This is a genomic window from Streptomyces sp. NPDC006265, assembly GCF_040613555.1.
Classification (GTDB): domain Bacteria; phylum Actinomycetota; class Actinomycetes; order Streptomycetales; family Streptomycetaceae; genus Streptomyces.
Genome location: NZ_JBEXSH010001321.1, coordinates 1 through 1679, shown reverse-complemented (window position 1 = coordinate 1679; position 1679 = coordinate 1). Strand labels below are relative to the sequence as shown.

Here is a 1679-nt window from a genome sequence, read left to right as displayed (position 1 = left end):
GCGAGAAGGCCCGCTCCGGTTCGGAGCGGGCCTTCGTCGTCGGGGGTGGTGCTCCAGGGGTTCCGGGCAGGAGGCGGGCGCGCTGCGGCACCCCTCGGTCCTCAGCCGAGGGCCACGCACGAGGCCGCCGTCACCCGGGTCGAGCCGCCTCGTCGTGGGATGCCCGTGAGCGGGTCGACCGCGAACCACGTCACGTCGCCGGAGCGCTCGTTGGCGACGTACAGGAAGCCGTCGCAGGCGGCGAGGGCGCGCGGCCAATGGCCGCCGCAGTGCACCGTGGTGACGAGCCGCAGTTCCTCGCCCTCGACGGCGAGCACGGACAGGACGTCCTCCCCGCGGGTGGCGGTCCAGACGAAGCGGCCGTCGGGCGAGGTGGCGATGCCCGAGGGGTAGGCGTCGCGCGCCGGTGCGCCCGGCAGCACCGGGGTCTCGGACAGCGAGGTCAGGACGCCTGTTGCCGCGTCCCAGCGGCAGACGGTGACGGACGGGCTGAGTTCGTTGACGACGTACGCGTGCGAGCCGTCGGGGTGGAAAGCCAGGTGGCGCGGCCCCGAGCCGGGGCGCAGAGCGGTCTCCCGGTGCAGGGCCAGGGCGCCGTCCGTCAGCGTGCACACCCGCACCGAGTCCGTGCCCAGGTCGACGCTGACGGCCCAGCGGCCGCTCGGGTCGGGCTGCACGTGGTGGGCGTGCGGCCCCTGCTGGCGGGGGGTGTGCGGTCCCGCGCCGCTGTGCCGGAGCACGCTGGAAGCGGAACGCGCGAGGGTGCCGTCGGGGCGGACGGGGACCGCGGTGACGCTACCGGAGCCGTAGTTGGCGGTCAGGACGTGGCCGGCGAACAGACCGAGGTGGGTCGGGCCGCTGCCGTCGACCGGCACGGGCCGCCCGGCCGGCTCGGGCTTGCCCCCGTCCACCCGGTAGGCGGCCACCGCGCCGTCGGCCGTCTCACTGACCACGTAGAGCGTCCTCCCGTCGGACGCGAGGGTCAGGTAGGAGGGGTCCTGAACGGCGTTCACACTGCTCAGCACGGTCAGCGCGCCGCTGCCGGGGTCGACCTCCGCGGTCACGATCCCGGGGCCGCCGGCCGCCGTGAACGACCCGATGTACGCCCGTTGCCTGCCATCCGCCACCGCTGTCCCCTCTCACCCACGCCGCCCCGAATGACCGCGTAGCCGATCATGCAAGGTCTAGACCAAGCGGTCAAGGGTGGTTCGCCCGGCCGGACCCGTGAGGGACGCGGCGGGCACCGGCAGGACAGGGCGGCGGCCCTGCCCAGGCAGCCTGGGCCCACGCGGGGAGCGGCCCGCCGGGCGCCCGCCAGCCGACGGCGTGCCCCCCGGGCGGGCCATGTCGGCGAAGCCCCGCTGCGGGCCATGCGGGAGTGCCTCGCCTGACGCCCCCCCAGTGCGCGCAGCCAGCGGCCACGTGAGCCGAACCCCGCCGCGGACCGAGCGGGAATGACCCGCCAGACGCCCCGACTCGCCTGCAGCCCAGGAGCCAGGCCGCCCGAAGCCCACCGCCGGCCAGACGCAGAAGGGAGTGCCCCGTCTTACGCCCCGAGCGCGCGAAGCCAGCGGCCACATGAGCCGAACCCCGCCGCGGACCGAGCGGGAATGACCCGCCAGACGGCCGGACTCGCCTGCAGCCAGGCCGCCCGAAGCCCGCCGCGGACCCGCGGGGAC

At 76.1% G+C, this 1679-nt stretch carries 1 protein-coding gene; it reads right to left on the bottom strand.

Translation table 11 applies throughout. The annotated features are described in order from the left end of the window. Positions 1 to 101 precede the first annotated feature (101 nt). Complete coding sequence (locus ABZ281_RS48400) at positions 102 to 1127, bottom strand: lactonase family protein (RefSeq protein ID WP_356665117.1); 1026 nt, start codon at positions 1125 to 1127, stop codon at positions 102 to 104. Positions 1128 to 1679: the final 552 nt, after the last annotated feature.